Annotated in this window: 24 protein-coding genes; 12 read left to right on the top strand and 12 right to left on the bottom strand. The window is 48.8% G+C overall.

Annotated features, from left to right (window positions below; all coding sequences use genetic code 11):
- Window positions 1–65 precede the first annotated feature (65 nt).
- Complete coding sequence (locus M0R47_RS08310; RefSeq protein ID WP_292553007.1) at window positions 66–248, top strand: hypothetical protein; 183 nt, start codon at window positions 66–68, stop codon at window positions 246–248.
- 31 nt (window positions 249–279) lie between these two features.
- On the top strand, window positions 280–1,254 hold the full coding sequence (locus M0R47_RS08315; RefSeq protein WP_292553010.1) for a M23 family metallopeptidase: 975 nt from the start codon (window positions 280–282) through the stop codon (window positions 1,252–1,254).
- 145 nt (window positions 1,255–1,399) lie between these two features.
- On the opposite strand, the gene M0R47_RS08320 is transcribed toward M0R47_RS08315, so the two are convergent.
- The 3 genes from M0R47_RS08320 to metH all read right to left on the bottom strand — a co-directional run bounded on the left by M0R47_RS08320 (window position 1,400) and on the right by metH (window position 5,781).
- Complete coding sequence (locus M0R47_RS08320; RefSeq protein WP_292553013.1) at window positions 1,400–1,585, bottom strand: hypothetical protein; 186 nt, start codon at window positions 1,583–1,585, stop codon at window positions 1,400–1,402.
- 277 nt (window positions 1,586–1,862) lie between these two features.
- Window positions 1,863–2,102, bottom strand: a complete 240-nt coding sequence (locus M0R47_RS08325; protein WP_292553015.1) for a glutaredoxin family protein — start codon at window positions 2,100–2,102, stop codon at window positions 1,863–1,865.
- Window position 2,103: 1 nt separating this feature from the next.
- Window positions 2,104–5,781, bottom strand: a complete 3,678-nt coding sequence (gene metH, locus M0R47_RS08330) for a methionine synthase (protein ID WP_292553018.1) — start codon at window positions 5,779–5,781, stop codon at window positions 2,104–2,106.
- A gap of 94 nt (window positions 5,782–5,875) precedes the next feature.
- Here metH and M0R47_RS08335 point away from each other — a divergent pair, with 94 nt between their 5' ends.
- On the top strand, window positions 5,876–6,067 hold the full coding sequence (locus tag M0R47_RS08335; RefSeq protein WP_292553020.1) for a DUF2970 domain-containing protein: 192 nt from the start codon (window positions 5,876–5,878) through the stop codon (window positions 6,065–6,067).
- A gap of 80 nt (window positions 6,068–6,147) precedes the next feature.
- On the opposite strand, the gene M0R47_RS08340 is transcribed toward M0R47_RS08335, so the two are convergent.
- Together M0R47_RS08340 and M0R47_RS08345 are read right to left on the bottom strand one after the other, a co-directional pair.
- On the bottom strand, window positions 6,148–6,579 hold the full coding sequence (locus M0R47_RS08340; RefSeq protein ID WP_292553022.1) for a hypothetical protein: 432 nt from the start codon (window positions 6,577–6,579) through the stop codon (window positions 6,148–6,150).
- Window positions 6,580–6,599: 20 nt separating this feature from the next.
- Complete coding sequence (locus M0R47_RS08345) at window positions 6,600–6,986, bottom strand: hypothetical protein (protein ID WP_292553025.1); 387 nt, start codon at window positions 6,984–6,986, stop codon at window positions 6,600–6,602.
- A 219-nt stretch (window positions 6,987–7,205) separates the two neighbouring features.
- Between M0R47_RS08345 and M0R47_RS08350 the strand changes: the two genes are divergently transcribed.
- The gene (locus M0R47_RS08350) at window positions 7,206–7,337 is read left to right on the top strand and encodes a hypothetical protein (RefSeq protein ID WP_292553027.1); all 132 of its coding nucleotides are present in this window, start codon (window positions 7,206–7,208) and stop codon (window positions 7,335–7,337) included.
- Between the two features lie 148 nt (window positions 7,338–7,485).
- Window positions 7,486–9,378: a DCC1-like thiol-disulfide oxidoreductase family protein gene (locus M0R47_RS08355; RefSeq protein WP_292553030.1), complete on the top strand. Its 1,893-nt coding sequence runs from the start codon at window positions 7,486–7,488 to the stop codon at window positions 9,376–9,378.
- 464 nt (window positions 9,379–9,842) lie between these two features.
- On the opposite strand, the gene M0R47_RS08360 is transcribed toward M0R47_RS08355, so the two are convergent.
- From M0R47_RS08360 to M0R47_RS08380, 5 genes are all read right to left on the bottom strand, one after another.
- Complete coding sequence (locus tag M0R47_RS08360) at window positions 9,843–11,300, bottom strand: potassium transporter TrkG (protein WP_292553033.1); 1,458 nt, start codon at window positions 11,298–11,300, stop codon at window positions 9,843–9,845.
- 58 nt (window positions 11,301–11,358) lie between these two features.
- Window positions 11,359–12,720, bottom strand: a complete 1,362-nt coding sequence (trkA, locus tag M0R47_RS08365; RefSeq protein ID WP_292553036.1) for a Trk system potassium transporter TrkA — start codon at window positions 12,718–12,720, stop codon at window positions 11,359–11,361.
- Window positions 12,721–12,835: 115 nt separating this feature from the next.
- Window positions 12,836–13,723, bottom strand: coding sequence for a succinate--CoA ligase subunit alpha (gene sucD / locus M0R47_RS08370; protein ID WP_292553039.1), 888 nt, complete (start codon window positions 13,721–13,723; stop codon window positions 12,836–12,838).
- Between the two features lie 2 nt (window positions 13,724–13,725).
- Window positions 13,726–14,919, bottom strand: a complete 1,194-nt coding sequence (locus M0R47_RS08375) for a malate--CoA ligase subunit beta (protein ID WP_292553042.1) — start codon at window positions 14,917–14,919, stop codon at window positions 13,726–13,728.
- Window positions 14,920–14,981: 62 nt separating this feature from the next.
- Entirely contained in the window at window positions 14,982–15,932 is a 951-nt protein-coding gene (locus tag M0R47_RS08380) for a CoA ester lyase (protein WP_292553044.1), read from the bottom strand.
- A 462-nt stretch (window positions 15,933–16,394) separates the two neighbouring features.
- Here M0R47_RS08380 and M0R47_RS08385 point away from each other — a divergent pair, with 462 nt between their 5' ends.
- The 7 genes from M0R47_RS08385 (at window position 16,395) to M0R47_RS08415 (ending at window position 23,335) form a co-directional block, all read left to right on the top strand.
- Window positions 16,395–17,561, top strand: coding sequence for an aminotransferase class V-fold PLP-dependent enzyme (locus M0R47_RS08385; protein ID WP_292553047.1), 1,167 nt, complete (start codon window positions 16,395–16,397; stop codon window positions 17,559–17,561).
- Between the two features lie 250 nt (window positions 17,562–17,811).
- Window positions 17,812–18,783, top strand: a complete 972-nt coding sequence (locus tag M0R47_RS08390) for a D-glycerate dehydrogenase (protein ID WP_292553050.1) — start codon at window positions 17,812–17,814, stop codon at window positions 18,781–18,783.
- A gap of 267 nt (window positions 18,784–19,050) precedes the next feature.
- A complete protein-coding gene (locus M0R47_RS08395; RefSeq protein ID WP_292553053.1) occupies window positions 19,051–19,587 on the top strand; it encodes a MarR family transcriptional regulator in 537 nt (178 codons plus the stop codon).
- Between the two features lie 71 nt (window positions 19,588–19,658).
- Window positions 19,659–20,945, top strand: coding sequence for an SDR family oxidoreductase (locus M0R47_RS08400; RefSeq protein ID WP_292553056.1), 1,287 nt, complete (start codon window positions 19,659–19,661; stop codon window positions 20,943–20,945).
- The gene (locus tag M0R47_RS08405; protein ID WP_292553058.1) at window positions 20,942–21,415 is read left to right on the top strand and encodes a DUF2269 domain-containing protein; all 474 of its coding nucleotides are present in this window, start codon (window positions 20,942–20,944) and stop codon (window positions 21,413–21,415) included. The genes M0R47_RS08400 and M0R47_RS08405 overlap by 4 nt, the downstream gene beginning before the upstream one ends.
- A gap of 2 nt (window positions 21,416–21,417) precedes the next feature.
- Window positions 21,418–22,017 carry a DUF4166 domain-containing protein gene (locus M0R47_RS08410; RefSeq protein WP_292553064.1) on the top strand — a complete coding sequence of 200 codons (600 nt, stop codon included), beginning with the start codon at window positions 21,418–21,420 and terminating at the stop codon, window positions 22,015–22,017.
- 376 nt (window positions 22,018–22,393) lie between these two features.
- A complete protein-coding gene (locus M0R47_RS08415) occupies window positions 22,394–23,335 on the top strand; it encodes a cation diffusion facilitator family transporter (RefSeq protein ID WP_292553068.1) in 942 nt (313 codons plus the stop codon).
- Between the two features lie 81 nt (window positions 23,336–23,416).
- Here the strand turns inward: M0R47_RS08415 and fetB are convergent, their stop codons facing one another.
- Both fetB and M0R47_RS08425 read right to left on the bottom strand, forming a co-directional pair.
- Window positions 23,417–24,208 (bottom strand): iron export ABC transporter permease subunit FetB, encoded by a 792-nt coding sequence (fetB, locus tag M0R47_RS08420; RefSeq protein WP_292553071.1) that lies wholly within the window; start codon window positions 24,206–24,208, stop codon window positions 23,417–23,419.
- The gene (locus M0R47_RS08425; protein ID WP_292553074.1) at window positions 24,195–24,857 is read right to left on the bottom strand and encodes an ABC transporter ATP-binding protein; all 663 of its coding nucleotides are present in this window, start codon (window positions 24,855–24,857) and stop codon (window positions 24,195–24,197) included. The genes fetB and M0R47_RS08425 overlap by 14 nt, the downstream gene beginning before the upstream one ends.
- Window positions 24,858–24,952: the final 95 nt, after the last annotated feature.

Consider the following 24,952-nt stretch of genomic DNA (forward strand, 5'->3'; position numbering starts at 1 on the left):
CGGTAAGCGGGAACCCGTTAACATCAGGCGTTTTCTATGACTCTGTTTACCCTAAGGAAGCTATTTTGAAGATTGTTAAGATGCCCAGACCCATGCGCATGGTATGGGGAAGTTTAGTCGCTTATTGGCTAGCGGATATTATTAATCCTGCTTTTGTTGCAATTGCGGTAATGATTGCGTTGTTTGTGCCCATTTTGATCAATGAGTACTTTTTTCCTGCCGCTTCGCAATCCAACACAAACCCATAATCGCTTAGCCGCAGATTAATGGACCAAGATAATGTGTAAAAAGATTTTGCTATCCATTTTTATCCTGTTATTGGTGCATTCCGTAAACGCCGTTGGACAAAAACTCTATAAATTTCAGGACAAGCAAGGCATATGGCATTTTACCGACAAGCCTATCCCGTCCAGCCAAAGTCAAAGCGATCTAAAGGTTGAAGTCAGACAGATGAAAGTCGCACCCAAGCAGTTAGTCTGGCTGCTGCAATCGGGTGAAGAACGGCACCCTCAATATTATATCCGCAACGATTATGCCGGCCCGGTGGAAGTTGAAGTCGAATTTTCCGAACGGGACAATGTCCGGGCTACGCCCGACCTGCCCGGACGCTTTGTTATCGAGCCCGGAAAATCCGACACGCTTTTTGAAGTAGGCGGCATCAACGAGCGTGAATCCTGGCGTCTTGCCCTTAGGTACCGCTATATCATCGGCAAACCCTTAGCCAGTTACAGCTCAACGACGAACTATTTACCGCCGGTAGCCCCTGACAAGTCGTTTCAAATTTCCCAGGCTTTCGGCGGAAGTTTCAGCCATACCGATGAACAGAACAAATATGCCGTCGATATAGTCATGCCGGTTGGCACACCGGTTTACGCGGCCCGGTCTGGCATCGTCCTGGAAGCCGAGGATGATTATTTCAAAGGCGGCACCAACAAGGCTTACAGTTCCGAAGCTAACAACATCAGGATATTGCACGATGACGGCTCTATGGCAATTTATGCCCACTTGGAACTGGAAAAAGCACAGGTTTATCCGGGCCTGGCGGTAATGGCCGGGCAATTGATCGGCTATTCGGGCAACACCGGCTTTACCTCAGGCCCGCATTTGCATTTCGCGGTTCAGGTTAACAAGGGAATGGAGCTGGTTTCCGTGCCGTTTACTTTTATCAATCAGGCGGGACAAGCCGAGGAACCGACGGTTAACACATGGCTTAAAGGGGTTGCTTCCTCACAGATGGGGAATGTGGTTGAATGACGCCGAGCAATAAACTGCCAGCCACCTAAAATAAGCGCTTTAGGCAATGCACAACACCAACAACGAGCTGCATAGTAGAGACGAAGGGCTTTGTTGCATAGATTAATGCACAATCAAAGCGCCCTAGAACGAACTCCGTTTTATGTCACGGGATAACTTTCGGGCATCCAAGGCCTGTCATTTTATTAAGCGCTCCTACGCGCAAATACGCTTTGGTTTGTTGAGCCGCGAAGGTGCGATTTTTCAGTTTGTCGCTAAATAATGCCTTAATCCGAAACATAGCTGTTTCAACCAGGCTGCGACGATGGGGTAACCACTGATACGCTTCCATTCCGCTTCTCCTTGCTCAGAACAGGCTCGCACGATAGCGGTTCGCGGATGGGTTGATCCATCTTCATGATCGGGCCATTCCACCGCACCCGCTCGCGGTGGTATCAAAGCCTGTGCCTGTCTCGCTGTTATCGCTTGATGACAATTTGCCGTACCGTAGCGCCATCACCTGCGATTGAGGCAATTGCTTCAATACAGTAGGATGTGGTGACGATAAGAACCCGCATCGTTCGCGATTGATACGCTTCGCTTTGTTCGGCACATCCTACGGCTCTACACTACATACGAGCTATGCGACCAATAAAATCCTCAACATCCGTTTGATCAAACGGCCAACCCAGTTCCTGCTGGGTCACTGGGTCATACAACACCGGAATGCGTATCGCATATTGTTCCTGCCACTGCTCCTGCTCGGCAATATCCACAGTCTCAACGCCATCAGGCACACAGGCATTGATAATAACCTCCGCCTGTTCGCAAAGATGGCAGCCGGATGTGCCGAACAGCATTAAGCGCATATCAATGATGCAGATGCGCCGCCAGCCAGCGCTCGGCAACTTCTTCCGCTATGCCTTTGCGCTTGGCGTAATCTTGCAGTTGGTCTCTATCTATCTTGCCGACATTGAAATACTGCGACTCGGGATGGGAAAAATACCAGCCGCTGACCGCCGATGCGGGGTACATTGCGTAACTTTCGGTCAGCTCTATGCTGGTATGTTCGGTCGCATTGAGCAGCTCAAACAGCTTGCCTTTTTCGGTATGATCGGGACACGCAGGATAACCCGGTGCAGGACGTATGCCTTGATAAGCTTCGTTGATTAATTGCTCAGCCTCATGCGCTTCATCTTTGGCGTAGCCCCAGTACTCTTTTCTGACCACTTGGTGCATGTATTCTGCAAACGCTTCGGCCAATCGGTCAGCCAAGGCTTTCAGCATGATTGCGCTGTAATCGTCATGGTCCCGTTCAAATTCTTGCAGTTTTTGCTCTATGCCGATGCCGGTCGTGACCGCAAAAGCGCCGATATAATCGGCTTTGCCGCTGTCAACCGGGGCGATAAAATCCGACAGGCAGTAATTGGGCCTGCCCGGCGCTTTGACGTTCTGCTGACGCAAGTGATGCAAGGTTTCCTTTTTCTGGCTGCGGGTATCATCGGCGTATACAACGACATCATCTCCGTCGCTGTTGGCCGGGAAAAACCCGACCACGGCACGGGCGCTTATCCACTCTTCCCTGATGATTTTTTTCAGCATGTCCTGCGCATCGTCAAACAGCTTTCTGGCTTCGGTGCCGATGACTTTATCATCGAGTATTTTGGGATAGCTTCCGGCCATTTCCCAGGTTTGGAAAAACGGCGACCAGTCGATGTACCAGACCAGCGTATCCAACGGAAAATGGTCGATGACCTTGATGCCCAGAAACGACGGTTTAACCGGTTCGTAGCGGCCCCAGTTGAATTTATTGCGCCGCGCTTCTTCTAATGGGTGCTGCTTGGTTTTGGCTTCACGGCCTTTGTGCCGCTCCCTGACTTCTTCGTATTCTTCGCTGATGTTTTTGACGAACTCGTCTTTTAAATCGGCGCTCAGCAAGTTGCTGGCAACGCCGACGCCGCGCGACGCATCGGTCACGTAAACGATCGGCCCGTCGTAATTCGGGGCGATTTTTACCGCGGTATGCGCGCGCGAGGTTGTCGCACCGCCTATCATCAGCGGAATGGTAAAGCCCTGACGCTGCATTTCTTTGGCGACATGCACCATTTCATCCAGCGACGGCGTAATCAAGCCGCTTAAACCGATAATGTCGACGTTTTCCAAGCGCGCAGTTTGCAGAATCTTTTCAGCCGGCACCATCACGCCCAAATCGATCACGTCATAATTATTGCATTGCAGAACCACAGCAACGATATTCTTGCCGATGTCATGCACGTCGCCTTTGACGGTCGCCATCAGGATTTTGCCGTTAGTTTGCCTGTCGCCTGCGGCTTTATCAGCCTCCATATACGGCATTAAATAAGCTACGGCCTTTTTCATAACCCGCGCTGACTTGACCACTTGCGGCAAGAACATTTTGCCCGCGCCGAACAAGTCGCCGACCACGTTCATGCCGTCCATTAACGCGCCTTCGATAACGTGCAAGGGCCGTTCGGCTTCCAGTCTTGCCTGCTCGGTATCTTCGTCGATGTAATCGGTGATGCCTTTAACCAGCGCGTGTTCCAGCCGCTTGCCGACCGGCCAACTGCGCCACTCCAGTTCCTGCTCTTTTGTTGCGCTGCTGCCGTCGCCGCGATATTTCTCGGCCAGTTCCAGCAATTTATCGGTGCCGCTGCCATCGTGAGTATTTAATATGACTTCTTCAACCGCTTCGCGTAAATCTTTGGGGATATCCTCATAAATCGCCAACTGGCCGGCATTCACGATCCCCATATCCATACCCGCTTGAATCGCGTGGTATAAAAACACCGCATGGATCGCTTCCCGCACCGGGTTATTGCCGCGGAACGAAAACGAGACGTTGGATACCCCGCCGGAAATCAGTGCATAAGGCAAGGTGCGTTTAATCTCGGCGGTGGCTTCGATAAAATCCAGGCCGTAATTGTTGTGTTCGTCGATGCCGGTGGCAACGGCAAATATGTTGGGGTCGAAAATAATATCTTCGGGCGGGAAGCCGATTTGTTCGGTCAGGATTTTGTAAGCTCGCTGGCATATCTCGACTTTTCTGTCCTTGGTATCGGCCTGCCCGTCTTCATCAAACGCCATGACGATAACCGCAGCCCCATAGCGGCGCACCAGTTTGGCGTGCTTGATAAAAGCCTCTTCGCCTTCTTTCAACGAGATGGAATTGACCACGCCTTTGCCCTGGATGCATTTAAGCCCCGCTTCCAGAATCTCCCATTTGGAGGAATCCAGCATAATAGGCACTTTGGCGATGTCCGGCTCCGACGCGATCAGCATCAAAAAACGCACCATCGCTTCTTTGGAATCCAGCATGCCTTCATCCATGTTAATGTCGATAATCTGCGCGCCGTTCTCGACTTGCTGTTTGGCTACATCCAGCGCCGCTTCAAAGTTACCTTCAATAACCAACCGTTTGAACACTGCCGACCCGGTCACGTTGGTGCGCTCACCGACGTTGACGAATAACGAATCCGGGCCGATGTTCAGCGGCTCAAGCCCCGATAACCGGCATTGTTTGGGTATATCGGGAATTTTTCTGGGACTGTATTTTTGTACGGCCTCGACGATTGCTTTGATATTCGCAGGCGAAGTTCCGCAGCATCCGCCGATAATATTCAGGTAGCCGCATTTAGCCCAATCGGCCAGCTCTGCGGCCATCGCTTCGGGCGTTTCGTCGTATTCCCCGAACTCATTAGGTAAGCCAGCATTAGGGTGGGCGGAAATATGCGTATCGGCAATGCTCGATAATTCATCAATATATTGGCGTAATTCTGTCGCGCCTAACGCACAGTTAAAGCCGAATGAGATCGGCTCGACATGCTTCAGCGAGTTCCAGAAAGCAGCAACGGTTTGACCGGAAAGCGTTCTGCCTGATGCGTCGGTAATGGTGCCGGATATCATTACCGGCAGTTTGTAGCCTATCTGCTCAAAATATTGTTCAACCGCAAAAATGGCGGCTTTGGCATTTAGCGTGTCGAAAACGGTTTCAATCAGGATAATATCCGCGCCGCCGTCGATCAGGCCTTTGGTAGCTTCCGTGTAAGCTACGACCAAATCATCGAAAAAGATATTGCGAAAGCCCGGATCGTTAACGTCGGGCGACATGGAGGCCGTGCGATTGGTTGGGCCTAATACGCCGGCAACAAAACGCGGCTTTTCCGGCGTCTTTTGGGTGAATTCATCAGCCGCCTGCCTTGCTACGCGCGCCGCCTCGACATTGATTTCATAGGCCAGCGATTCCATTTTATAATCGGCCATCGCGATGCTGGTCGCATTGAAGGTATTGGTTTCTACGATGTCGGAACCGACTTCGAAATAAGCGCTATGAATCGCTTTAATAATGTCCGGCTGGGTTATCGATAACAGATCATTATTGCCTTTAAGATCGACATCCCACTGCGCAAAACGCTGACCACGATAATCTTTTTCTTCCAATTTGTAGCTTTGGATCATCGTTCCCATCGCGCCATCGAGAAATAAAATGCGCTGTGATAATTGCTGCTTTAATAATTCTGTGTTGCTCATAGGAAAGGTCAAGGGGTTATTGATGGGATATAATTATTGCTAAATAAGGCGTCAAGCCCTATTATTTTTTCATTATTTTTTGCTGGAGATGAGCATGTCAAAACCGACGATTATTCAAGTCATAAAGAGCGTTCTGGCTGCTGCCATTGGCGTGCAAAGCGACGAAAACAGCCAAAGAGACTTCAAACCGGAACATCTTTCCATGTATATCATTGGAGGATTGGTTTTTACCGTGCTTTTTATTTCCGGTCTTGTCTATGTTGTTTCTCTGATTTTAGGCAAGTAGCGCTTTACCTATAGTCTAAAAGCACTGCCATAAAAAAAGCCCAAGCGTCACTTGGGCTTTTTTGTAACCAACTTTATGTCTTATTTTTCAGACGATGTTTTGAAACTTTGTTTAATGCTTTGAAACATTTCTTTAACGTCGCCGAATAAGTTGCCAACTGTAATTGGTTCTTTGGTAATGAATTTTACCCGAATCAACGCAGCCGCCAAAACACCAACGATTGATGGCATCAATTCCAAATACAATGAAAGCAAAATGCCTCCAAGCCCCTGAAAACCGCCTTCATTTTTTCTATCGCCAATGCTGGTCAGGTCGCGTTCATAATCACTACCGCCCTCGCCGCCTCGGATTGACTCCAAAATATAGAGATTGATATCGATAAATCCCAGCTGCACTACAAAAAAGGCAACTGCGCCAATCGCAACCCACATCATTACATTATTTGTTTTTGCTCTCATAGCCGACTGGTAAATCCAGAGAGCTACTAAAATCATTACAACGCCACCTATCATAGCTATATCCTTTTTTAAAATTATTTTTTTGTTAGAAAGAAGAAGTAAGCACACTTTAATATCATGTTTGGCCCCTCTTTTTCAATCACTTTGCAGGATTCATATTTTTCTCGTCCGGGAGCCGTCTGTTTCCTAATTTCCCCATTTTCGACGGAGTATTTAATGGCAATCTTCAAAGCACTGATTCTGCCAGCGTCATCTGATGCCGATGAAATAAGGGTTCCATCGGGTTTAAATTCCCATTCCTGCTTTATGGCTTTCTTTTGACCGGTCAACGTAACTGCTTCGTCATGAAGATCCCATTTTCCTAAAATTTCGGAATTATCTTTTAGTTGAACGTCAGCATTTGCTGATAACGTAAAGAAAATTGCGACCAGTGGTAACATTTTAACGCATCTATTCATCATTATTCCTTATCTAAAAACATATCAGCTCAAAATTGGATTTTAAACTATCCCGCATTGGCTATCGAGCAATAAATTTCAACCGGGAACAATAGTTACATCTCGTCAGTAAAAACATACAACATAAGCCTTGACTTTAACTTTTCCTAAAGTATTATGCACATTCCGTTTGCTATGCAATTAGCAATATTTTTAAAATACAAATTATAGGTAGGACATCCCATGGGAGCGATCTTAGATATCACCGAAATGTTAAAAGAACCAGCTGGTATGGTCGGCGCAGTTGTAGTTATAGCTGCTGGCTACGCCCTCGTTAAGTGGGTATTTGCCGAACACCCAGACGACGAAAAATAAGTCGTTTACCGATTTAGTCCAAACTTAGGCCGCTCACTTCAACTCTTTATGAGCTGGATGCGGCCTTTGTTCTGTCTGCACATTTCAATACATTAACCCTACATTTCTTATATAATTTATACATTCTTTCGATTTTTTGAATCATGAAATGTATAAACTTATATCCTCTAAAATTCTAGAACTTCATTCCAAGCAAGCCCCTGCCACAGGCATAGGCTTATTCCGTATTCTTTACGGCCTAATCACCTTGCAGGAAATTATTTTCCTGTTGTATTTCAATCACCTGATTTTCGACCCTATCCCGTATATAGACGTCGAATTCCCGATGATTCCTTTTTTCTTATGCCTTTGGGCGATCATTGCCACTTTTGTTACGGCCGGCTACCGCTACCAATTTGCAGTGACCTGCAATTACATCATCTGGATCATTTTTGTTAATTTCACGCCCATGCAACGGGATTTTGATGGGGGCTTTGACTTATTTATGATCGGAGCGGGCTTTTTCCTGCTTTTCATGCCTGGAGATCGGGCATTTTCAATAGATCAACTTCGCAGAAAGCTGAGCACGCCTTTTGCTCATTACAGCACCTATCCGAAGCCAACCGTCTCAGCCCTTGCCTACACACTGCCCGTGGCTATTTGTCTCGGCTTTTTGTACTTTGACTCAGCCATACACAAGATGTTCGCCGAACACTGGCGCAACGGCCTCGGCACTTGGCTACCCGCAACACAGCCTTATTATGTGTCAGTCATTGACATGTCACCTTTGCTAAACAATAAGCTTTTGCAAAACATGCTTGGCTATACCATCTTAATTTTTCAATTTACCTTTATCTTCTTTTTTGCCCGGCGTCAGTTACGCGTAATTTATTTATTGGTCGGCCTTGGGCTTCATCTTGGCATCACTTTGTCTTTCAATATTTATCCTTTTGGCCTGGGGATGCTCAGCTTTTATACATTAATGATCCCCTTTAAGTGGTGGAGATGTATCGGTCAGCTAGCCTCGGCAAAGCAACCGACTCTTACTGTATTTTATGACCAGCTATGCCCTTTGTGTAACCGTACTGTTTTAACACTCAATCATTTCGATGTATTCAACTGCATAGATTTTAAAAGCGCTCAGGAACATGCACCGCATTATCCTGCGCTTGCCTCCATTAACAGCGAGACCCTGTTAACCGATTTATACGCACTGGATCGCAACAACCGCATTTACTCGGGCATTGACACTTATGCCCAGATTTTTATAAAAATGCGTTATTTATTTCCTATTGGTGTTATTTTGAGCCTTCCGGGAATTCATCGGTTTGCCTTAAAAAAATACCGCTCCATTGCCGATTCACGTAGCCGTATCCCGTGCTCTTCCGCTTGCCTGACACCTCAAGCCCTGCCGGACACTACTCTCTACCATTACTTTTTTGAGGATATTGCCGCACAAAAACCGCATGCATTTTCCAGAAAGCTTTCAAAAATGTTGATTGTGTTGCTCGTTCTGCAATTAAACAGCTCCATTCACTATGGGCTTATTTACAGGCTTAATGCTGATAACCCTCAAAATCCCATCTCGCAAGCCAGCAATGCCATGTTAATGGTCTCGCAAACTTTTCTGGGCATTACTCCCCATGCACTTTATCTACACGACCACTTTGCAGGCTATGACCATATCTTAGCGATCACCTATACCGATCAAAACGGCACCGAGCGCTGGCTGCCTTTTGCTAATAAAGAAGGCCGTCTTCTTGCCCCCAACTGGGGACGTGTTCATTCCATGTGGGCCAATATCGCCATAACGCCCAACATTGATAACAAGCGCTTGCATAAATTTATCATGAAAGTTACTGCCTTCTGGGGCATGGATTGTGGTTTAAATTTCAAAAATGCTGTATTCAATATAAAACTTAAAAAAATCAATGCCCCCTCTTACTGGGTTTATGATCAGTTGCACAAAAACTTTGCTTCTCCATGGACTACTATCGGAACAGCAAAATGGATCAATAACCAGATATATTTTGATTTGCCTGATAATATCAATCAGCTTTAACAGGGCGGAAAATTATTCGATTTTTATTATTGCATCATCATTTCAGTCATGATATAAAATGCATGTGCTTTAATTTAATGGCGCAAATTAATAAAAATAATTCAAACCCCTTTGGAGGAATATTCGTATGAATAAAATTTTATCTCTTATAGCGATGGCTTTAATGATTGTTGGCTTAACTGGCTGCATCGACAGCCCAGATGATTCTAAGCAAAAAGTCTCTAGCTCTATTCAACTGTAAATAGAACTTTTGGCAGCACCAAAAAACCCAGCTTATAGCTGGGTTTTTTGTTTTTATTACCTTTACTTCTCTTTGCAGCAAGACGCAAAGGCGTACTTACCAGCCAATTCCGTCAGTCTTGACACTCAGCCTTAATCTTCTTAAAGCCCCTACAATCCTCTCTCATCCCTCAAAAAGCCTGGAAGCATCTTTAGAAAGTTCTGCTGTCTTCACTTGGAGCAAGTTATTTTTTCCAGAATTCCGGCACAAATAAAATAACAATGGAAAATATCTGCACCCGACCCAAGAGCATCGCAAAGGTACAAATACCGGTCTGAACATCGCTCAAACTGGCGTAATTTGTCGCAGGCCCTACCTGGTTAAGACCAGGACCCGCATTGTTAAAACAGGCGATAATAGCCGAGAACGCGCTGATAAAGTCCATGCCACTCAACAACAACATGAATACCAGTATCACGATGCTGATGAAATACAGAAAAATAAACCCGGTCACAGAAGCAACAATTTTATTGCTTACCACTGTATCGCCAATTTTCATCGATTTAACCGCAAAAGGATGAATAAACTTGAATAACTCCAGGCGCGCCTGCTTCATCAGGATAATGGTGCGAATCATCCGAATACCGCCGCCGGTGGAGCCTGAAGACGCTGAAACACAACATAAAAACAACATCCACATCGGCACGAAAATGGGCCACTGGTTAAAGTCCTGAGTAGCAAAACCACAATCGGTAGCAATAGTGACCAGGTTAAATGTGGCATGGCGTAACGCGGAAAAAAAGTCTGGATAGGTACCTGCATGCCACAGCACCGATGCCGCTAGCAGGCAACTCCCCAACACCAAAACAAGGAAAGCCCTTGCCTCTCTGTCATCGACATAAGGATTGAATGAGCCTTTCCGAAGAGCCACAAAATGAGTGGCGAAATTGATCGCTGCCAACAGTTGGAAAACGGTCAACACCATCTCGATAGAAAGCGAATTGAAAAATCCGACACTACTGTCATGAGTGGAAAACCCGCCTAAACTCATTGCCGAAAAGGCATGGCAAATCGCATCAAACCATCCCATACCGGCTAGACGCAAGGATATGATGCAGACCAGGGTGATACCTGCATAAACCAGCCACAAAGCTTTCGCAGTTTGCGCTATACGCGGCGGCAAGTCCGATTCCTTGACCGTTCCCGGCGACTCCGCAATATAGAGTTGCATACCACCGATGCCGAGAACAGGCAAAATAGCTACCGCAAAAATAATGATGCCCATCCCCGCTATCCAACATATTTCATGCCGCCACAAATTAATCGACATGGGCAGCTGATCAATACCGCTGAATACGGTTGCACCGGTCGTAGTAAGGCCGGAAACAGTCTCGAAATAAGCGTCGGTAAAGCTAAGCTCCGGTAGATACATCATCAGCGGCAAGGTGCAAAATACCGGTATTATTGACCACGTAATCGCTACCAATAAAAAGCCTGTTTGTCGTGTCACCTTTTTTGGTATGCGTAGTGTCGGAATAAACATCAACCCGCCCATCAATACAGTAACCAGGGAGCCTTGGTAAAAAGCACTGGTGGCGCCGTCATCAGCTATGAAAGAGGTTAACAAACAAGTGGCCATTAAGCCGCTGAATCCGATGGTGACTAAACCGAAAATATTGATGATAGTAAAGATGACATTCATGAGCGCGCCTGAGGCTTAAGCAAGGTACAACGGAAAGACATTGATACTTAATCGTCTTTTAAAGAGGCTGGAACTTTTTCTCGATGTTTACGACCAATTTTTTATCCATCGCGAACATCACGACATGATCGCCTTCTTCAAATACCGTCTCATGATGAATCGAAATGACCTGCTTGTTACGAATCAGCGCTCCCATCACAATGCCTTCAGGGAAATTGATAGAATCCACCCGAAGTCCAACAACCGAATTCAAGTCGTTACTTTGATGGGCAATAGCCTCGATAGCCTCGGCGGTACCGCCGCATAGCGAAGTGACTTGCGCCACATCACCGCGGCGCACATGCTTCAAAATACTGCCGAGCGTCTCCTGATTGGGCAGCACTGCAACATCAATTCCTGTTCCAGGCAATAGTTTGCTGTATGAAACATGGTTTAGCAGGCAGATAGCCTTGCGTGCGCCCAAACTTTTTGCCAAGGAAGCGGAAACGATATTGACGCCATCATTTTCAGTAATCGCGCAAAACAAATCGATACTGTCGATAGACTCATCAAGCAGCATCGCTTCATCGGAGCAATCGCCCAGAAGCACCACGGTATGATCAAGGTCATCGGATATCTTGTGGGCGCGTCTGGGGTCTTTTTCAATGATTTTCACCTGGTGGTCTTTTTCCAGCGCCAGCGCCAAACGCTTACCGACATGCCCGCCGCCGGCAATAATGATGCGCTTTAATGGCGCCTCCAGCTTGTTCAACTCTTTCAATACCCAGCGCACTTCTTCACGAGGGGCCACAAAAAAAACTTCATCGCCCGTTTCAATAACGGCCTCGCCATTTACTATGATCGGAACACCTTGCCGAAAAATAGCCACCACGCGAATCTTACCGCCGACCAGTCGTTCTTTCAGAGTTTTGATTTTTTTGCCGGTTAATGAACCGTCCGCCACCACTTTGACTGAAAAAAGGCGCACTTGTCCATCAGCAAAGTCGGAAATATGCTGAACACCCGGGAACTCGATCAAATTACGGATGGCCTCCATAACGATTTGTTCCGGGCTAATAACGATATCAACCGGAATCCCGTCCGGGCCGAACAGTTGCGGATTTTTTAGATAATCCACAGCACGCACCCGGGCAATCGTTTTAGGCCGACTGTAAAGCGCATTAATGATCACGCACGCCAGCATATTGGTCTCGTCGCTGTCGGTAACCGCGATAATCATATCGGCGGTCCGGGCTCCCGCCTGTTCGAGCACCCTAGGGTGTGCCGCGTTACCGGCAACCGTGGCAATATCGAAACGCTCTTTTAACGCGTCGAGCAACTCCGTCCTGAAATCGACAACTACGATATCGTTCTCCTCGCTTGCCAGCGCCCCGGCAACCGATGAACCGGTAACGCCGGCTCCAAGAATAAGTATTTTCATTTTCGCCCTGCGAGTATTAAAAAATAAAAGCAGACAAAGGGCGAAAGACAAAAGGTAAAAAACCTTGCGCCCTCCGCCCTTTGTCCTTTGTCCTTTGTCTTTTCGTATCTTTCGCTTACATCTTGGCCAGCACTGCCGCTACCGTTTCACCCATAGCTGCCGGTGTCGGACAGATAGTGACACCCAAGTCTTTCAATATAGCTACCTTTTCTGCGGCGCCTTCACCCGCTGATGAAATAATCGCGCCGGCATGACCCATGCGCCGACCTTCCGGCGCAGTTAAACCGGCGATATAGGCAATGACCGGTTTACTCATATTTTCTTTAGCAAAAATCCCGGCTTCAACTTCTTGTGGACCGCCGATCTCGCCAATCATAACCACCACTTTGGTTTCAGGATCAGCTTCAAACTTTTCCAGAATATCACGGTGCGAACTGCCGTTGATCGGGTCGCCACCGATACCGACCGAGGTTGAAATGCCTATATTCAAGCGTTTCATCTGGTCAGCGGCTTCATAACCCAATGTACCTGAACGCCCGACAATACCGACATTGCCCTGCTTGTAAATATGCCCCGGCATAATGCCCAGCATGGCTCGGCCCGGACTGATAGTGCCCGCGCAATTGGGGCCGGTCAGTATCATCCGCTGCTCGACGGGAAAACGGCGCAAAAAGTTTTTAACCGTCATCATGTCCTGTGTCGGAATACCGTCGGTAATCGCTACACAATATTTAATGCCTGCATCGGCGGCTTCCATGATGGAGTCGGCGGCAAAGGCAGGCGGAACAAAGATAATGCTGGCTTCAGCCCCAACCTGGTGTACGGCTTCTTTGACGGTATTAAAAACCGGCAAGCCCAAATGGGTCTGGCCGCCTTTGCCGGGGGTGATGCCACCGACTACCTTAGAACCGTAATTAATCATGTCCTGAGCATGAAAGCTGCCGATTTTTCCGGTAAAGCCCTGAACAATGATGCGTGTTGTTTCATTAATTAAAATAGCCATTTTTATGCTCCCTGTGCCGCTTCTTTTGCAACCGCTTCATTGCGCGCCTGCACCGCTTTTTCAGCCGCTTCGGCCAATGTCTCCGCGGTAATAATAGGCAAGCCGCTGTCCGCGATAATTCGGCGGCCTTCTTCAACGTTAGTGCCTGACAATCTGACTATTAACGGAATTTTCATATCGATCTTCTTAACCGCCTCGACAACGCCTTCGGCAATCCAGTCACAACGGTTGATACCGGCAAAAATATTAACCAGCATGGCTTTTACGTTCTGATCAGCCAACACCAAGCGGAAAGCTTTTTCAGTACGTTCGGCCGATGCGCCGCCGCCTACGTCGAGGAAGTTGGCAGGTTCGCCGCCGGCCAGTTTGATCATATCCATAGTCGCCATCGCCAAACCTGCGCCATTGATCATGCAGCCGATGTCGCCATCCAGGCCGACATAGCTTAAACCACGGTCGGCAGCCGCCATTTCGCGAGGATCTTCCTGGGTTTTGTCACGCAGTTCGGATATTTTTTGCTGGCGGAACAAAGCATTGTCGTCAAAGCCCATTTTGGCGTCCAGCGCAACCAGTTCGTTGCTGTGCGTAACAACCAACGGATTGATTTCCAGCATGCTGGCATCAAGCTCACGCAAAGCGCGATAACAACCCCGGATAGTTTTAACCGCGTGGCTCAGCAATTCCGGGTCCAGTCCCAGGGCAAAGGCCATTTCACGCGCCTGATAATCTTGCAAACCCACGGCAGGTTCGATGTAAATTTTGGTAATGGCCTCGGGATTGTTTTCAGCCAGTTCCTCGATTTCCATGCCGCCTTGTGCGGAGCCGACCATGACAATGCGCTCTGAGCTGCGATCAACCAGAAAACAGAAATACATTTCCTTAGCGATTTCGGTTCCGGCTTCGACATACAATCTGCCGCATACTTTGCCGGCAGGGCCGGTTTGGTGGGTGACCAGTCTTTTGCCTAATAAAGCTTCTGCCGCCGCCTCAACTTCGTCGTGCGTTTTGCAGATTTTAATACCGCCCGCTTTACCGCGCGCACCGGAGTGAATCTGCGCTTTCACCGCCCAGATATGCCCGCCAATATCTCTAGAGCGTTGCACGGCTTCTTCCGGACTGTAGGCCATACCGCCTTCGGCGATTTTAACGCCGTAACCGCTTAAAATTTCTTTCGCCTGATATTCATGAATATCCACAGCATCTCCTTCTATTGAATTATGTAGGCCGGGTTAGCGTAGTCTAACCCGGCATTTTTCTACTATTGATTCTTTGCTGCGATAGCTTCGGCAGCCCTAACCACGTTATTCGCCATTTTTTCCGATGCCGCATCGATTAAACGGCCGTCTAATGCTGCTGCGCCTTTACCTTGAGCTGCCGCTTCTTTTAAAGCAGCCAGAATGCGTTTTGCTTTTTCAACTTCAGCCGCAGGCGGCGTGAATATTTCATTGGCTAATTCCACTTGCGTTGGATGTATCGCCCATTTACCTTCACAGCCTAGAGCCGCCGCCCGTCTTGCGGCCAATTTGTAACCTTCGGGATCTTTAATGTCGCCAAAAGGACCATCAATAGGACGCAAGCCATAAGCGCGACAGGCAACCGTCATCCGGCTGATCGCGAAATGCCATTGGTCACCGGGATAATCAGGATTTAAGCCACCGATATTAGTGGTCCGGGCACGGTTGCTGGCCGCGTAATCAGCCACGCCGAAATGCAAGGCTTCAAGACGGCCCGATGCGCCGTTGCGGGCAATATCTTCCACGTTCGCCATGCCTAGTGCGGTTTCAATCAAGGCTTCAATGCCGATTTTGTTTTTCAGGCCTTGCTGCATTTCCAACTGGTTAAGCATGGCTTCAACCATATAAACGTCGGAATACACGCCGACTTTAGGAATCAAAATTGTGTCAATCTTTGCGCCGCACTGCTCGACCAGATCCACCACGTCGCGTACCATATACTGCGTATCCAGGCCATTGATGCGCACTGAAACGGTTACGCCGTGCCCTTTCCAGTCCAGGTCATTAATCGCTTCAATAATATTCTTTCTGGCTTGCAATTTGTCATCCGGAGCAACGGCATCTTCAAGATCCAGAAAAATAAAATCAGCGCCACTTCTCATTGCTTTTTCAAACATTTCAGGGCTAGAACCCGGAACGGCTAATTCACAGCGTTGAACTCGTTGAACGGACGCTGCATATAAGGTGTGGCTCATTGGTACATTCCTAATTTCATTGTTGTAAATCCGGTCAGATTAGCATAACCCGACATTTTTCGGCTGCGTAACCAGCGCCGGGCAACCCCAAACTACGCGGCTTAAGCCGAACTTAAATTAACCGCACATTTTACTTCGAGAGGCCTCAAAGTCAATTTTTAAAGCTTCCGCTCCTCGGCAACTGCTCCTGCGTTGCCTACAGGGATGTAGGTACTCAGCGTGAGCAGGAGCGGAAGCTGCGCCTCGGCAATTGCTCCTGCGTTGCTCTACCTCCTGCATCCTTGCAGTCGTGCTCACGCCCCTTACCTACATCTCTGTAGGCACCGCGCGTTTCTCAGCTCAAGCCCTAATCCACCCTTGCCGATTTTTGGCGGCTATGTCATTATTGCTCGTTTTTGGACTTTGACTTTTACAAGGTTCAAGCTGCGTTAATTACTCAACTACTTACAAAGAGGCAATGCAATGGCTGGTCGTAACCACCTATATATTCCGGGCCCTACCAATGTGCCAAATGAAATCCTGAACGCTATGCATGTCACCATGGAAGACCATCGCTCTCCTGCGTTCCCTAAATTACTGACGCCTCTTTTACAAGATCTGAAAAAAATCTTTAAAACAGAAACCGGGCAAGCTTTTATTTTTCCGGCGACTGGCACAGCAGGCTGGGAAGTTGCGTTGACCAACACCTTAAACCCGGGCGACAAAGTTTTAATCTATCGCTTCGGTCAATTCAGCCATTTATGGGCAGAGATGGCAAAACGCCTGGGCTTCGACGTTGAAATTCATCAAGAAGTCTGGGGTAAAGGTATTCCTCTGGATAGATTGGAAGCCCGCTTAAAAGAAGACACCAACCACGAAATCAAGGCTGTTTTAGCGACGCATAACGAAACCGCTACCGGCGTTACCAGCGACATTGGCGGTGTTCGTAAAGCCATGAACGCGGCAGGCCATCCGGCGTTTTTATTCGTAGACGGCGTCAGCTCTATTGCGAGCTTGGATTTCCGTATGGACGAATGGGGCGTTGACGGAGCCATTAGCGGCTCGCAAAAAGGTTTCATGATGCCTGCCGGCGGCGCATTTTTGGCATTCAGCCAAAAAGCTTTAAACGCCGTTGAAACATCTACCTATCCCCGTTGCTTCCTGGACTTAAAAGACCAGATGAACGCCAACAAAGACGGCTACACACCTTACACACCGGCACTGCCTATTCTGTACGGCTTGCGCAAAGCGTTAGATATGTTGCAGGAAGAAGGCCTGGAAAATGTTTATGCGCGTCATCACCGTTTGGCCGAAGGCGTTCGTAAAGCCGTTGCCGCCTGGGGATTAACGATCTGCGCCCAACCCGGTTTCGAGTCCGACACTGTAACTGCGGTTATGGTTCCTGAAGACAAAGATGCTAGAAACGTGATCAGCACCGCTTTCAGCCGATACGACATTTCTTTAGGCGCTGGCTTATCCGAATTGGCCGGTAAAGCTTTCCGTATCGGACACGTCGGCGACATGAACGACGTTTCGATGTTAGGCTGTATTGCAGGCGTTGAAATGGCAATGCTCGACAGCGGCTTTGACATCAAGCCGGGCTCCGGCGTTGCTGCGGCGATTGAATACTACCGCTCAACAGCACAGTAACACCGTACGGGGCGTGTACAACGCGCCCCGTACCCCGTACACACCAATTTAAGTAAAAAATTCACCACGAAGGCACGAAGGACACGAAGTTTTTATTTCGTGTTTTTATCATGGTGTTATGCTTTAAACAGAAAACCTGTGTATTCAATCGGTACGCAGACCAGAAATTTTTTTCTGTTTTTTCTTCGTGCTCTTCGTGCCTTCGTGGTGATATATCTTAATCCACCACACGCCCTTATGAGGATAACCCATGAGCAAACCCAAAGTCTTTGTTACCCGCAAGTGGCCTGCCTCAGTCGAAGCGAAACTCAAAACCCTTTACGACGTCACCTTAAACGAAGATGACCGGCCTTTAACGGCGAATGAATTCAAATCCGCGCTGCAAAATTACGATGCCGTCTGTCCCACCGTTTGCGATTCATTTCCCGCCGACGTGATCAACGTCGAAAACAAACGCTGCAAAATACTCGGCAATTTCGGCGTCGGCTACAATCATATCGACATCAATGCCGCCAAGGCGCAAGGCTTGATTATTACTAATACCCCCGGCGTTTTAACGCACAGCACCGCCGATATTGCGATGACCTTGTTGTTAATGTCCGCCCGCCGCGGCGCAGAAGGCGACCGTCTGGTGCGCAGCAAACAATGGCAAGGCTGGTGCCCGACCCATATGCTGAGTAGCGATGTCACCGGTGCAACCTTGGGCTTGGTCGGTTTCGGCCGTATCGCACAAGCTATGGCGAGAAAAGCCCATCACGGCTTCGGCATGAAAATCGTCTATTTCAAACCCAGCCCGGCCGACGAATATGTCACCGACGATCTGAACGCCACCCGTTGCGAATCTATCGAAGAACTGATGCAAGTAGCCGATTATGTTTCATTGCACTGCCCCGGCGGCGAGGCAACCCGGCATTTGATCAATGCCGACATGCTTAAGCTGATGAAGCCGTCAGCCCATTTAATCAATACCGCCCGAGGCGATGTCGTCGATAGTGTCGCGCTGATTGACGCGCTTAAAAACAACAGAATCGCCGGCGCCGGTCTTGATGTGTATGAAGGAGAACCCAACGTACCCGAAGGCTTCCTGACCTTGGATAATGTGTCGCTACTGCCGCATCTGGGCAGCGCCACCTTGGGGACGCGCACAGCGATGGGCGAGAAAGTATTAGCCAACTTGGCCGCATGCTTCGCCGGAACCCCTCTTCCTGACCGGGTTGTTTAGGGTACGCAGAGTGTACGAGACTGTGAAAATATTCGTTTTTAGAAAAAATTAAAGAATTCACCACGAAGGACACAAAGAAAAACAATCGTTTTAATTCAATGCATTGAAAACTTCGTGTCCTTCGTGTCTTCGTGGTGAAAAATGTTTTTAGCCTAATTTGGATAATACTTTCACAGTTTCGCACCCTTCCTCTTTCTCCACGTAAAAAACTTGACAACCTCCACTTAATTCTTTAATTTCTGTCTTAACAGAAATAGGAGAATTAACATGCAGCTTACCCCCGCTATGGAACGCTTTATTTTGCATTGGGGCGAAATGGGCACCCGTTGGGGCGTGAACCGCTCCGTTGCCCAAGTTCACGCTTTGCTTTACCTGTCTCCCAAACCGCTTAACGCAGAAGAAATTGCCGACACTCTGGTGTTGGCCCGATCCAATGTTTCCTCAAGCTTGAAAGAATTGCAGAGCTTTGGCCTGATCAAAATCACGCATGTGGTGGTAGGCGATAGACGCGACTATTTTGAAGCCATTAAAGATGTGCAAGAGATGTTCAATTTAGTGATTGAAGGCCGCAGAAAACGGGAAGTTGACCCCACCCTGACGTTACTTCGCGACCTGTGTATCGAGGCGGATGCCGATACTGAAACCGACCCCGAGGTTAAAAAACGCATCGCCGATATGCTGGACTTTTTGGAGATCATGACCCGTTGGTACGATCAACTTAGAAAACTGCCCAATAAGACGCTAATGCAATTGGTCAAACTCGGCGATGCCGTGGTTAAGTTATTGCCGTTTACCAACAAATAGCAAGAGGCTGTTTTTAAGGCCGCCTTGCGTGCATCAATTTCTTTAATTTCAGAAATAACGGTACAAACAATATGAATATACTACTTACCGGCGCGACCGGTTTTATTGGTCAACATTTGCTACGCGCCTTATTAACCGAGAATCATCAAGTCACTGTCTGCTGTCGACACCCCGAGCCATTGCTACGCCAATTTCCCGAGCTGAAAGTCCTTACGCTCGATTTTGAAAACGCCACAGACAGCAACGATTGGCTACCGCACCTGCATCAAATCGATGCTGTTATTAATGCGGTAGGCATCATTAAAGAAATCCGCCAAGCGAGCTTTGACGAACTGCATCATCTGGCACCCAGTGCCTTGTTCAAAGCCTGCGAACAAATGCAGATAAAAAAAGTCGTGCAAATTTCCGCGTTAGGCGCTGAGCTTAATGCGGAGACCGAGTATTTCACCAGCAAGGCTAAAGCCGATGCACTATTGCAATCGTTAGACCTGGACTGGTTTATCTTCAAGCCCTCGCTGGTATTCGGGCCGGGCGCTAAAAGCATGGGCTTATTGACCGCTCTGGCCGCTTTACCGCTAACGCCGGTCATGGATGACGGCCAGCAAGCCGTACAACCGGTTGCTATAAACGATTTGCAACAAGCCGTGTTAGTGGCGCTACAACCGCAGACTCACGCCCGGCAGATTATTAATGCAGTCGGCCCCCAGCCTATCCGTTTTATAACGCTGCTGAACTTACTGGCTAATCGGCTGGGGCGGCGCTTAAATCCCGTCCATATCTCCAGCCATTGGCTCGCCGCGCTTAGTTCTTTAGCCGTGGTCATGGATGAGCCCGTACTCAACAAGCAAAGCATCACCATGCTGCAACGCGGCAATATTTCCAGCGCCGAGGGTTTCTCCCGTTTTCTAGGCTATAGCCCTGCCTGTCTGGAGCAAACGTTGCTGGCAGCGCCAGCCTCGCAAGCCGAGCGTTGGCATGCACGCCTGTATTTTCTGCGCCCATTGCTGAATATCAGCATCGCCTTGGTGTGGCTATGGACGGGCATCGTGTCGGCATTCCTGTATCCGGCTCACGACAGTTACCAAATGCTGGAGCGAGTCGGCATCACCGGCGGCTTGGCGCCCTGGACATTGTACGGCGCATCGATGGCCGATTTTGTCTTGGGCATTCTGGTGCTGTCGCGCTGGCGACTGCGGCTGGTGGCGGCGCTGCAAATCGGCATCATGCTGGCCTACATGCTGGTAATCAGCTTTTGTCTGCCGGAATTCTGGCTGCATCCTTTCGGCCCTTTACTTAAAAATCTGCCATTACTGATGGCAATCCTGGTGTCATTAATTATTGAAGAGGAAAGACCATGACTTACTTAACCATAAAAAGCCTGCACATTTTCAGCATGATTTTACTATTCGGCACCGGCCTCGGCAGTGCCTTTTACAAGTACATGGCGGACTTGCACGGCGATGTCCGCGCCATTTACACTACCAATAAACACGTGGTCCTGGCCGATTGGTTATTCACGACACCGACGGTTTTGATTCAACCGATAACCGGCTATTTCCTGCTACAGCAATTGCCGTTCCCTGTCACCACGCCGTGGCTGTTGACCTCCATTATCCTATATTTAATAGCCGGCGCCTGCTGGCTGCCGGTCGTGGTCTTGCAAATTCGCATGCGTGAGTTATCCAAACAAGCAGCCCAGCAGCAAACGGCATTAAACCCGCAGTATTTCAATTACGCACGGATCTGGTTTTGGCTTGGAGTACCGGCATTTATAGCCATGGTTCTGATTGTCGTGTTGATGGTCCTGAAACCAACCTTGTGGAGCTGATGATGAATACTTCTTTAATGCAACGCGTACTCGGCGACGATTGGGCAGCCCTGCCCCCGGTGATCCAGCGTCATTATGAAATCACTCTGCCGCAGCAGGCCATCACCGTAACCGGCAATATGAACATCGATTACCCGTACTGGCTGACACCGGTCATAAAGCTACTGCGCTTATTCGGCGCATTGGTCGATTTAAAAGGCGAACATCTGCCGGTGCAGGTAAAAAAATGGCGGCAAACCGACCCGTCCGTACTGTACTGGCAACGGCACATCCAGGATGCCGACAACGGCAAGCAATGCATATTTGCCTCACGCATGGCCTGGCAACAAGACCATGAACTGATTGAATCGGTCGGCATGGGCTTTGGCATCCGCTTAAAGCTCAGCGTTGAACAAGGCAAGCTGGTTTACCAAAGTCGCGGGCATTTATTGCAACTGGGACCGCTAACCCTGCCGATTCCTGACAGCCTGCTGTTAGGCCACGCCCTCATCACTGAACAAGCGTTATCGGAACACACCTTTCAGCTGGACTTTCAGATTGTCCACCCGTTATGGGGCAAGACCTATTACTATGGCGGCATTTTTGAAGTGCCGAAAGCCTGACTGATCGGATTAATCCGGATCCCGGTTCAATGACTTGAACCGCAAGTTAAAAATCCGGCCGATGCCCTGACAAAATCGGGGCGTCGGCCGGATCGGACAGGCTTAAACTATTGGCTATTGCAGTGATTGATGCAATGCCGTTTTCCTCGCTACTGTCTCGGGCAATTACACTGGTGGTTTTTTTGCCATATGACTGCCCGGGAAAAACTCCATATCCCCAATTAAAAGCCGAACGGCTAACGGCGCAAGAAACTCGTATAATCGACCTGATGGATATTTAAATATAAAGTTATACGGCATGAGCTTGGGACAAATATGAACAGGCTATGTTGTTCCAACATCATTAGTTATTTTGTCGAACGAGGGTTTATCAATAATGGCGCATCATCACCCACACGATCATTGTGCAGGACATCATCACGGCCACCCACATAACCAAGGGCGCACTTTAATCTTCACCATATTGCTGAATCTGGTATTTGTGGTGCTTGAGTTCGCCTATGGTTTCATCGCCAACTCAACCGCATTAATGGCCGATGCAGGCCACAATGCATCCGACGTGCTCGGCCTGCTGCTGGCATGGGGCGCGCTTATGTTAGCGCGCACACAGCCCAATCAGCGCTACACCTACGGACTGCGCAGCACATCCATTCTGGCGGCACTTGCTAACGCAGCATTGCTGTTGGTGGCATGCGGAGCAATTGCATGGGAAGCCGGTCACCGCTTTTCCCAACCGCCGACGGTTGCCGGTTTAACCGTATCAATTGTCGCGGCGGTTGGTATCGTCATCAATGGCCTGTCCGCGTGGCTGTTGAGGAAAGGCAGCAAAGACGATCTGAACGTTAGAGGCGCTTACCTGCATATGCTGGCGGATACCGTCGTATCGCTTGCAGTGGTGATCACCGGCCTGGCTATGTTTCAGTCCGGCTGGTACTGGCTCGACCCGAGCATCAGCCTGGTGATTGTCGTTGTGATCGTGATCGGGACACTGGGCTTGTTACGCGATTCGTTGCGCTTGGTATTGAGCGCCGTGCCTGAGCAGGTCAATGCGCCTGAAATCGACTTGTACCTGCGGCAATTGGACGGCGTAACGGATATTCATGATTTGCATATTTGGGGCCTAAGCACCACCGAAACCGCATTGACAGCGCATCTGGTTATGCCTGACGGCTACCCTGGCGATGTCTTTATGGATAACATCGCATGTACGCTGAAAGAACGGTATTCCATTCATCACAGCGCCTTGCAGGTTGAACAAGGGACCACCAATCACACCTGTCCACTGTCTATATCGAAACCTTTACCGCATCGCCATTAAATCCGATGCCGTTTCTCTAAATAAAAATCATGTTAAGCCGCAGCAATGATTAACAAAATCCCCAGACGCCACCGGGCTCAATCAAGGCTTTTTAATTACTTCATCCCTCAACACATCAAATGCGTTAAACGCGGTATTCAGGCTCAGCCTCAAGTTAATGATGCAGGCGAGGGTCGTGCTGGTAAAAATACAGATCATGATGGCGATTTGATATTTCACCGCCAGCCACGGTTCGCTGCCGCCGAGGATTTGACCCGTCATCATGCCGGGCAAAGAGACCAGTCCCATGGTAGCCATACCGGCGATGGTCGGGTTAATCGCAGCTTTGACGGCATCCCGGAAATACGGCCGCACGGCTTCCCAGCGTGATGCGCCCAGCATCAGGAAAGTTGCGTATTCGTTTTCGTTCTTGCGTAATGCCGAATAAAAGCGTTCCAAGGCGATGACGTTGCCTTGCAGGCAGTTGCCGAGGATCATGCCCGCCAAGGGCACAATATAGCGGGCATCGTAATAATGGGCAGGCTGGATGACCAGGATCACCAGATAAGCGGTGGAAAACAGTATGCTGGAGGCAATGGCGATAAAAGTAGCTAATACGAAATAGCGCGCTTTAAGTCCTGCGCGCCGCAAAATGCTCAAATCGGCGACCAGCAGCATGACCAGTATCCACAAGCCGTTGAGCCACGGCTGGTTAAGATCGAACAGCATTTTCAGATAAATGCCGACCAAGGCTAACTGGATACTCATGCGCAGAATACTGATGCCGATATCTTTGCTCAAGCGCAAACCGACCAGCCACAGCAACAACCACGGCACCAAGCAGAGACCGTACAGCAGCGCCATCCGCGGCAATTCAATATCAAGTGTTTCCATTGCGCTTTACCTGAGTCAATCGACCCGCTTCAAGTTCGAAAATAATATCGCAAAGTTCCAGCCACTCGGGGTCGTGAGCCACCGAAAGCACGGTCAGGTTCGGATCGGAGAAAACATCGAACACAACTTGCTTGCTTTGCGCATCCAGAGCACTGGTCACTTCGTCCAGCAGATACAGCTTTTTTCCCAATAATAGACCCCGAGCCAGCGCAATCCGCTGTTTTTCGCCCCCCGAAACACGGTTGCTTTCCCGGCTTAAAATATCAGAGGGCAGTTGCAGTCGGAGCAGCACTTCAATAAGTTGGGCTTCGGTAGGGCGATGCCCGCGATGCGTTTTGAATTGAAACGGCAGAAGCAGTGCTTCCCGTACGGTTTCTGCGCCCAGCATCGGCTCTTGCCCGATGTAAGCGGTGTGGCTTCGGATGGCCTGAACGGATGAGGAGGATAGCGGTTGTTCCTGAAAGTAAACCGTGCCTGAAGTTATAGGATGGAGTCCCAATAATGCTCTTAGCACACTGCTTTTACCGGAGCCGGATTTGCCGCATAACACAGCCTTCTGCCCGGGAAATAGCGAGAAACTAATGTCCGATAGAATGGTTTTTTCGTAGACAGAGACCGATACGTGATCGAATCGAATGATGGGAAGCATTAAGTAATTGCTCCAAACTGAAGTGCGGTGACAAAACCACAAATAATACTGTAAGAGCGATTTCGGTAGCCGCCCCTCGCATAGATATTTACAAA

The sequence above is a fragment of the Methylobacter sp. genome (genome assembly GCF_023227905.1).
In the GTDB taxonomy this organism is placed as follows: Bacteria; Pseudomonadota; Gammaproteobacteria; order Methylococcales; family Methylomonadaceae; genus Methylobacter_A.

Coding starts and splice junctions, on each gene's coding strand:
- M0R47_RS08350 (WP_292553027.1), top strand. CDS start 7,206: ATGGGAGCGATCTTAGATATCACCGAAATGTTAAAAGAACCAGCTGGT.
- M0R47_RS08360 (WP_292553033.1), bottom strand. CDS start 11,300: ATGAATGTCATCTTTACTATCATCAATATTTTCGGTTTAGTCACCATC.
- M0R47_RS08355 (WP_292553030.1), top strand. CDS start 7,486: ATGTATAAACTTATATCCTCTAAAATTCTAGAACTTCATTCCAAGCAA.
- M0R47_RS08335 (WP_292553020.1), top strand. CDS start 5,876: ATGTCAAAACCGACGATTATTCAAGTCATAAAGAGCGTTCTGGCTGCT.
- metH (WP_292553018.1), bottom strand. CDS start 5,781: ATGAGCAACACAGAATTATTAAAGCAGCAATTATCACAGCGCATTTTA.
- M0R47_RS08385 (WP_292553047.1), top strand. CDS start 16,395: ATGGCTGGTCGTAACCACCTATATATTCCGGGCCCTACCAATGTGCCA.
- M0R47_RS08340 (WP_292553022.1), bottom strand. CDS start 6,579: ATGATAGGTGGCGTTGTAATGATTTTAGTAGCTCTCTGGATTTACCAG.
- M0R47_RS08405 (WP_292553058.1), top strand. CDS start 20,942: ATGACTTACTTAACCATAAAAAGCCTGCACATTTTCAGCATGATTTTA.
- M0R47_RS08315 (WP_292553010.1), top strand. CDS start 280: ATGTGTAAAAAGATTTTGCTATCCATTTTTATCCTGTTATTGGTGCAT.
- M0R47_RS08400 (WP_292553056.1), top strand. CDS start 19,659: ATGAATATACTACTTACCGGCGCGACCGGTTTTATTGGTCAACATTTG.
- trkA (WP_292553036.1), bottom strand. CDS start 12,720: ATGAAAATACTTATTCTTGGAGCCGGCGTTACCGGTTCATCGGTTGCC.
- M0R47_RS08415 (WP_292553068.1), top strand. CDS start 22,394: ATGGCGCATCATCACCCACACGATCATTGTGCAGGACATCATCACGGC.
- M0R47_RS08380 (WP_292553044.1), bottom strand. CDS start 15,932: ATGAGCCACACCTTATATGCAGCGTCCGTTCAACGAGTTCAACGCTGT.
- M0R47_RS08320 (WP_292553013.1), bottom strand. CDS start 1,585: ATGGAAGCGTATCAGTGGTTACCCCATCGTCGCAGCCTGGTTGAAACA.
- M0R47_RS08395 (WP_292553053.1), top strand. CDS start 19,051: ATGCAGCTTACCCCCGCTATGGAACGCTTTATTTTGCATTGGGGCGAA.
- M0R47_RS08325 (WP_292553015.1), bottom strand. CDS start 2,102: ATGCGCTTAATGCTGTTCGGCACATCCGGCTGCCATCTTTGCGAACAG.
- M0R47_RS08410 (WP_292553064.1), top strand. CDS start 21,418: ATGAATACTTCTTTAATGCAACGCGTACTCGGCGACGATTGGGCAGCC.
- sucD (WP_292553039.1), bottom strand. CDS start 13,723: ATGGCTATTTTAATTAATGAAACAACACGCATCATTGTTCAGGGCTTT.
- M0R47_RS08425 (WP_292553074.1), bottom strand. CDS start 24,857: ATGCTTCCCATCATTCGATTCGATCACGTATCGGTCTCTGTCTACGAA.
- fetB (WP_292553071.1), bottom strand. CDS start 24,208: ATGGAAACACTTGATATTGAATTGCCGCGGATGGCGCTGCTGTACGGT.
- M0R47_RS08390 (WP_292553050.1), top strand. CDS start 17,812: ATGAGCAAACCCAAAGTCTTTGTTACCCGCAAGTGGCCTGCCTCAGTC.
- M0R47_RS08345 (WP_292553025.1), bottom strand. CDS start 6,986: ATGATGAATAGATGCGTTAAAATGTTACCACTGGTCGCAATTTTCTTT.